General features: G+C 71.5%; 7 protein-coding genes. 4 read left to right on the top strand and 3 right to left on the bottom strand.

The genetic code is table 11. The features are described from left to right. The 3 genes from GXP76_RS32720 to GXP76_RS32710 form a co-directional block, all read left to right on the top strand. Window positions 1-1,258: aspartate aminotransferase family protein (locus GXP76_RS32720; RefSeq protein ID WP_242575248.1), on the top strand; the 1,258-nt coding region annotated here is incomplete at its 5' end. 103 nt (window positions 1,259-1,361) lie between these two features. Further along, window positions 1,362-2,765 carry a dihydropyrimidinase gene (gene hydA, locus GXP76_RS32715; protein WP_242575247.1) on the top strand — a complete coding sequence of 468 codons (1,404 nt, stop codon included), beginning with the start codon at window positions 1,362-1,364 and terminating at the stop codon, window positions 2,763-2,765. Window positions 2,766-2,785: 20 nt separating this feature from the next. Next, a complete protein-coding gene (locus tag GXP76_RS32710) occupies window positions 2,786-3,787 on the top strand; it encodes a TIGR03842 family LLM class F420-dependent oxidoreductase (protein WP_242575246.1) in 1,002 nt (333 codons plus the stop codon). A 283-nt stretch (window positions 3,788-4,070) separates the two neighbouring features. Here GXP76_RS32710 and GXP76_RS32705 read toward each other — a convergent pair whose 3' ends face one another. The 3 genes from GXP76_RS32705 to GXP76_RS32695 all read right to left on the bottom strand — a co-directional run bounded on the left by GXP76_RS32705 (window position 4,071) and on the right by GXP76_RS32695 (window position 6,270). Next, window positions 4,071-5,123 (bottom strand): biotin/lipoate A/B protein ligase family protein, encoded by a 1,053-nt coding sequence (locus tag GXP76_RS32705; RefSeq protein WP_242575249.1) that lies wholly within the window; start codon window positions 5,121-5,123, stop codon window positions 4,071-4,073. A 122-nt stretch (window positions 5,124-5,245) separates the two neighbouring features. Beyond that, on the bottom strand, window positions 5,246-5,923 hold the full coding sequence (locus GXP76_RS32700) for a permease prefix domain 1-containing protein (protein ID WP_242575245.1): 678 nt from the start codon (window positions 5,921-5,923) through the stop codon (window positions 5,246-5,248). Then, window positions 5,920-6,270, bottom strand: coding sequence for a helix-turn-helix transcriptional regulator (locus GXP76_RS32695; RefSeq protein ID WP_242575244.1), 351 nt, complete (start codon window positions 6,268-6,270; stop codon window positions 5,920-5,922). The genes GXP76_RS32700 and GXP76_RS32695 overlap by 4 nt, the downstream gene beginning before the upstream one ends. 84 nt (window positions 6,271-6,354) lie before the next feature. Between GXP76_RS32695 and GXP76_RS32690 the strand changes: the two genes are divergently transcribed. After that, complete coding sequence (locus GXP76_RS32690) at window positions 6,355-6,813, top strand: DUF2269 family protein (RefSeq protein WP_242575243.1); 459 nt, start codon at window positions 6,355-6,357, stop codon at window positions 6,811-6,813. The last annotated feature ends 88 nt before the right edge of the window (window positions 6,814-6,901 follow it).

Below are 6,901 nucleotides of genomic sequence, written 5' to 3'. Positions count from 1 at the left end.
CCGCGCCGTCCTGCCCGACTGGCTGGCCCTCTACTACCGGCGGCCCATCGAACTCACCCACGGCGAGGGCCGTCACGTCTGGGACGCCGAAGGCAACCGCTACCTCGACTTCTTCGGCGGCATCCTCACCACCATGACCGCCCACGCCCTGCCCGAGGTCACCAAGGCGGTCGCCGAGCAGGCCGGGCGGATCATCCACTCGTCCACCCTCTATCTCAACCGCCCGATGGTGGAGTTCGCCGAGCGCGTCGCCGCCCTCTCCGGCATCCCGGACGCGCGGGTCTTCGTCACCACCTCCGGTACGGAGGCCAACGACACGGCCCTGCTCCTCGCGACCGCGTACCGCCGCTCCAACCAGATCCTCGCGATGCGCAACAGCTACCACGGCCGGTCCTTCTCGGCGGTGTCCGTCACCGGCAACAGCGGCTGGTCCCCGACGAGCCTCTCGCCGCTCCAGACGCTGTACGTGCACGGCGGCGTCCGCACCCGGGGCCCGTACGCGCACCTGTCCGACACGGACTTCATCGCCGCGTGCGTCGCCGACCTGGAGGACCTGCTCGGGCACGTCCGCGCGCCCGCCGCGCTGATCGCCGAGCCGATCCAGGGCGTCGGCGGATTCACCTCCCCGCCGGACGGTCTGTACGCCGCGTTCCGCGAAGTCCTCAACCGGCACGGCATCCTGTGGATCAGCGACGAGGTGCAGACCGGCTGGGGCCGCACCGGCGAACACTTCTGGGGCTGGCAGGCGCACGCTTCGAGCGGGCCGCCGGACATCCTCACCTTCGCCAAGGGCATCGGCAACGGCATGTCCATCGGTGGTGTCGTAGCCCGCGCCGAGATCATGAACTGCCTGGACACCAACTCCATTTCGACCTTCGGCGGCAGCCCGGTCACGATGGCGGCGGGCGTCGCCAACCTCGGGTACCTGCTGGAGCACGACCTCCCCGGCAACGCGCGCCGCGTCGGCGGTCTGCTGATCGAGCGGCTGCGCGCCGCGGGCGCCGGCGTTCCCGCCGTACGGGAGGTGCGCGGACGCGGCCTGATGATCGGCATCGAACTCGTGAAGCCGGGCACCGACGAGGCGAATCCGGAAGCCGCCGCGGCGGTGACCGAGGCGGCCCGCGAGGGCGGCCTGCTGATCGGCAAGGGAGGCGGGCACGACACCAGCGTGCTGCGCGTCGCCCCGCCGCTGTCCCTCACGGTCGCGGAGGCCGAGGAGGGCGCGGCGATCCTCGAACGTGCCCTGGACAGCGTCTAGTCGCCGTCCGCCGCCCGTCACCGTCCGCCGCCCCGCCGTATACCGCCCGCCTCAGCAACGTCACGTTCATGTTCACGTTCCGTCCTGTCACGGAGGCCAAGTCATGAGTAAACGCACGCTCGTCCGGGGCGGTCTGGTCATCACCGCCGCAGACGAGGTCCACGCCGATGTGCTGACCGAGGACGGCCGTGTCGTCGCACTCGCCGCCAACGGCTCCGATGTCGCCGCGAGTTGGACCGCGGACCGGGTCATCGACGCCACCGGCAAGTACGTCATCCCGGGCGGTGTCGACGGCCACACGCACATGGAGATGCCGTTCGGCGGGACCTTCGCCGCCGACACCTTCGAGACCGGCACCCGCGCCGCCGCCTGGGGCGGCACCACCACCATCGTGGACTTCGCCATCCAGTCACCCGGCCAGGCGCTGCGCGAAGGGCTCGACGCCTGGTACGCCAAGGCGGACGGCAACTGCGCCATCGACTACGGCTTCCACATGATCCTCGCGGACGTCAACGAGGACTCCCTCAAGGAGATGGACCTCCTCGTCCAGGAGGGCATCACCTCCTTCAAGCTGTTCATGGCCTACCCCGGCGTCTTCTACAGCGACGACGGCAAGATCCTGCGCGCGATGCAACGCGCCTCCCACAACGGGGGGTTGATCATGATGCACGCCGAGAACGGCATCGCCATCGACGTCCTCGTCGAGCAGGCCCTCGCCGCCGGACGCACCGACCCCCGCCACCACGGCGAGGTCCGCAAGGTCCTGCTGGAGGCCGAGGCGACACACCGGGCGATCCAGCTCGCCCGCGTCGCCGACGCGCCCCTGTACGTCGTGCACGTGTCCGCCGAGGAGGCCGTCGCCGAGCTGGCCGCCGCCCGCGACAAGGGACTTCCGGTCTTCGGCGAGACCTGCCCGCAGTACCTCTTCCTGTCCACCGACAACCTCGCCGAGCCGGACTTCGAGGGCGCCAAGTACGTCTGCTCGACCCCGCTGCGGCCCCGCGAACACCAGTCCGCACTCTGGCGCGGACTGCGCACCAACGACCTCCAGGTCGTCTCCACCGACCACTGCCCGTTCTGCTTCAACGGGCAGAAGGAGATGGGCCGCGGCGACTTCTCCAAGATCCCCAACGGTCTTCCGGGCGTCGAGCACCGGATGGACCTCCTCCACCAGGCCGTCGTCGACGGGCACATCACCCGGCGCCGCTGGATCGAGATCGCCTGCGCGAGCCCGGCCAGGATGTTCGGCCTCTATCCCAAGAAGGGCACCATCGCGCCGGGCGCCGACGCCGACATCGTCATCTACGACCCGAACGCCGAGCAGACCCTGTCCGCCCAGACGCACCACATGGACGTCGACTACTCGGTGTACGAGGGCAAGCGGATCACCGGACAGGTCGAGACCGTACTGTCCCGCGGCGAGGTCGTCATCGACGGCCGCAAGTACACCGGGCGCCCGGGGCACGGCAGTTACACCCCCCGCTCCACCTGTCAGTACCTCACCTGAAAGTTGGGAGTGGCCCCGCCATGGACTTCGGACTCGTCCTCCAGACCGACCCGCCGGCCTCGGCGGTCGTCGGTCTCATGCGGCGCGCCGAGCGCAACGGCTTCCGGTACGGCTGGACCTTCGACTCCGCCGTGCTGTGGCAGGAGCCGTTCGTCATCTACAGCCGCATCCTCGAACACACCACCGAACTGATCGTCGGGCCGATGGTCACCAACCCGGGCACCCGCACCTGGGAGGTGACCGCGTCCACCTTCGCCACGCTCAACGAGATGTACGGCAACCGCACCGTGTGCGGCATCGGCCGCGGCGACTCCGCGATGCGGGTCGCCGGCCGCCCGCCCAACACGCTCGCGCGGCTCGGCGAGGCGATCGACGTCATCCGCGAACTCGCCGAGGGGCGCGAGGCGTCGGTGGACGGCAACCCGATCCGGCTGCCCTGGGTACGGGACGGGAAGCTGCCGGTGTGGATGGCCGCGTACGGGCCGAAGGCCCTGGCCATGGCCGGCGCGAAGGCCGACGGCTTCATCCTCCAGCTCGCCGACCCCTATCTCACCGAGACCATGGTCGACGCCGTCCGTACGGCCGCCTCCGACGCGGGACGCGACCCGGACTCCGTCACCATCTGCGTCGCCGCCCCCGCCTATGTCGGCGACGACCTGGCGCACGCGCGCGACCAGTGCCGGTGGTTCGGCGGAATGGTCGGCAACCACGTCGCCGATCTGGTGAGCCGCTACGGCGAGCACTCCGACCTGGTGCCCGACGCCCTCACCACGTACATCAAACAGCGCGAGGGGTACGACTACAGCCACCACGGCCGCGCCGGGAACCCGTCGACGGACTTCGTGCCCGACGACATCGTGGACCGCTTCTGCCTGCTGGGCCCGGCCGAGGCGCACATCGAGAAGCTGAGGACGCTGCGGGCCCTGGGCGTCGACCAGTTCGCCGTCTACAACATGCACGACGCGAAGGAGACGACGATCGACACGTACGGCTCCGAGATCATCCCCGCACTCAACTCCTGAGCCGCTGCGGGGCGCGCCCGACGGCCGCCGCGCGGTGACGACCACCGCGAGGCCGGCCGGGCCGGGCGCACGGCGCGGACCCTGGGCCGTGTCGGACACATCCCGCCCGGCCCGCGAGGCCGGCACGGCACCTCGCCGAGTGGTCGCCGGCCGGCCGAGTACGCCCGGTACGCGAGTCCGGCCTCCCGTCTTGCGATCGCACGCACCGGCCGCCGCCGGCCCCGCCCCGCAGGCGGACGGCGCCATGTGCCGGACAAGGCCCGGGGTCCGCGCGGGGGACCGGCTACGGCACGCGGGCCGTCCACTCCGGTGTGCCGAACTTCGTCGCGGCCAGTTCGTGTGCCCGCGCCATCTCCTCGTCGGTGACCTTGCCCTCCGTCAGGCCGTACCGGCCCCGGAAGGACCCGATCATCCGCTCGATGACCGCCTCGCGCGGCAGCCCCGTCTGGCGGCGCAGCGGATCCACCCGCTTCGCCGCGCTGCGCGTGCCCTTGTCGGAGAGCTTCTCCTTGCCGATGCGCAGGACCTGGAGCATCTTGTCGGCGTCGATGTCGTACGCCATCGTCACGTGGTGCAGTACGGCTCCGCCGCCCACCACCCGCTTCTGCGCCGCGCCCGCGATCTTGCCCGCCTCGGTGGCGATGTCGTTGAGCGGCTGGTACCAGGCCTTGACCCCCATGTCGCCCAGCGCGCCGAGTACCCAGTCGTCCAGATACGCGTAGCTGTCGGCGAACGTCAGGCCCTGTACGAGGGCGTCGGGGACGGACAGCGAGTACGTGATGGTGTTGCCGGGCTCGATGAACATGGCGCCGCCGCCCGAGATCCGCCGGACGACCGTCACGCCGTGCCGCTCCGCCGCCTCCGGGGCGACCTCGTTGCGCAGCGACTGGAAGCTGCCGATGACCACGGCGGGGGAGGCCCACTCCCAGACCCGCAGGGTCGGTGCGCGGCGGCCCGCCGCGACCTCGTGTGTCAGGACCTCGTCCAGGGCCATGTGCAGCGCGGGCGGCTGCGGCTCCATGTGGACGAGCTGCCAGTCGTAGTCCGTCCAGTCGGTCGCGTGGGCCAGCGCGCGCCGCACGGCGATGCCGACGCCGTCACTCGTCAGCCCGTACATCTGCGTGCCGGGCGGCAGCGCCGTCTGGATACGGGCGGCCAGGGAGACCGCGTCGAGATCGGCGGGCGCGCCTTCGAGCGCCCGGTCGATGTCATGGATCGCCTCGTCCGGCTCCAGGAAGAAGTCCCCGGAGACCCGTACGTCCCGCAGTACGCCGTCCCGTGCGTCCAGATCCACGACGACGAGCTTGCCGCCGGGCACCTTGTACTCACCGTGCACCGCTCCGCCTCCCACCTCTTGTTGTCTGTGCGCTGCAACGCGGACGGACGGGCGGATCATCCCTGAACCGGAGCGGACCCGGCCCCGGACCGAACCGCCCGCCGCCCCGCGCCCGCGTCCGCCTACGTCACCGGCAGGCGTGCGCAGCGGCGGCAGGCGCGGGCGGAGGAGGCCACCACGCCGTGCGAGAGGGCCGTGACCATGGCCGCGAGCGTGACCAGCGGCCAGTTCGTGGTCAGTGGCGACAGCACGGCCAGCGCGAGGGTGGCGACCACCATCGCCACACCCGCCGTCGTGCCGGCCCAGGCGACCGCCAGCGGCAGCCGCTCCGGTGTCCGCAGCCGTCGCGCCGGCGCTCCGGTGGCGGCGAGCGCCGCCGCGGCGAGCAGCGCGGCGACGGCCGCGACGGCCGCCAGCTGGACGGCGAGGAGTTGCCCCGTGTGCTGGAGCTGCCAGCCCTGCCCCGCGGTCCAGATCAGATGCCAGCAGGCGATCAGGAGCGGGACGGTGAGGGCGACGGACAGGGCGGTCCGCCGGGTCTGCGCGATGGTCAACTCCCGCTGGCAGCTCGGCGCCAGCTCCTCGGGGGTGCCGAACTCCCGCACCGCCAGGCGGGCGGCCTCGTCGTGGGGCAGACCGTCGCGGGTGTGTGCCTCCACCGTGTCGGTGAGCCCGTCCCGTATTTCCTGGAGCATCCGGGACTTGGCCCGGACCGGGCCGTACAGAGCGGCGGACAGAGTCGCGACGTGGGCCGCCACCGGGTCACGGGTTGCGGTGCCCGTGCCGTTCGCGTCGTTCATGTGGCGGGCCTCGGCGCCGGGGCGGTGGCGGCCGGGTTCAGGACGGAGCCGATCGCCGTCGTGAACTCGCGCCATGCCGTCCGTTCGCTCTCCAGGCTGCCGCGCCCGGCGTCGGTCAGCCGGTAGCAGCGCCGCCGCCGTTCGCCGACGGACTCCCAGCTGCTGCCGAGCAGTCCGAGCCGCTCAAGCCTGTTCAGGGCCGGATAGATCGTGCCCGTACGGAGCTGGAGCGCGCCCTCGCTCCGCTGCTGGACCGCCGCGATGATCGCGTAGCCGTGCAGCGGACCGGGTTCGAGCACGGCCAGCAACAGTCCGTCGAGGTGCCCACGCACCGCGTCTGTCTTCATGAGTAGCCAGCCTACCTATGAAACACATTGGCGTGGTACCTATTGGCAGCCAACTTATTCAGATGCTTCCCGAAGGGCCCCGCGGTGACCAAGCTGCTGCTGTCCGTCCATGTCCTCGCCTCGATCCTGGTGGTCGGGCCGATCGCCGTCGCGGCGTCGATGTTCCCGTCCTACGCGCGCCGTGCCGGGGAGGAGGGGCGCTCCTCCGGCGCTGTCACGCTGCTCCACCGGATCTGCGCCGTCTACGCGGTCGTCGGGGTCGCCGTCCCGGTGTTCGGGATCGCCACCGGCGCGCAGCTCGGCGTCCTCACCGACGCCTGGCTCATCGTGTCGATGGCCTTGACGGCGATCGCCGCCGCGATCCTGGCGCTGGCGATCCTGCCCGGACAGGAGCGGATGATCGAGGCGTCCGAGAAGGGGGAGGGCGGCGACATGGCGCGCTCCGCCGCCCGGCTGTCCGGGCTCACCGGTGTCTTCAATCTGCTCTGGGCGGTGGTCGTGGTGCTGATGATCGTGCGCCCCGGTTCCACGACCGGCGCCTGATCGGCCGCCTGAGCCGGTGCCCGCTTCCGAGCCCGAGCCGCCGTCGGATGCGCCGTCGGAGCCGGGAATTCCCGCCGAGTAGCCTGCC

The organism is Streptomyces sp. NP-1717 (assembly GCF_022695985.1).
In the GTDB taxonomy this organism is placed as follows: domain Bacteria; phylum Actinomycetota; class Actinomycetes; order Streptomycetales; family Streptomycetaceae; genus Streptomyces.
The sequence above is the reverse complement of the archived record's forward strand: the minus strand, read 5'-3'. Positions and strand labels throughout refer to the sequence as shown.

What these genes read in the sequence shown, in the direction of transcription:
- GXP76_RS32695 (WP_242575244.1), bottom strand. Translation starts at nt 6,270, where the DNA reads ATGAAGACAGACGCGGTGCGTGGGCACCTCGACGGACTGTTGCTGGCC.
- GXP76_RS32700 (WP_242575245.1), bottom strand. Translation starts at nt 5,923, where the DNA reads ATGAACGACGCGAACGGCACGGGCACCGCAACCCGTGACCCGGTGGCG.
- GXP76_RS32710 (WP_242575246.1), top strand. Translation starts at nt 2,786, where the DNA reads ATGGACTTCGGACTCGTCCTCCAGACCGACCCGCCGGCCTCGGCGGTC.
- hydA (WP_242575247.1), top strand. Translation starts at nt 1,362, where the DNA reads ATGAGTAAACGCACGCTCGTCCGGGGCGGTCTGGTCATCACCGCCGCA.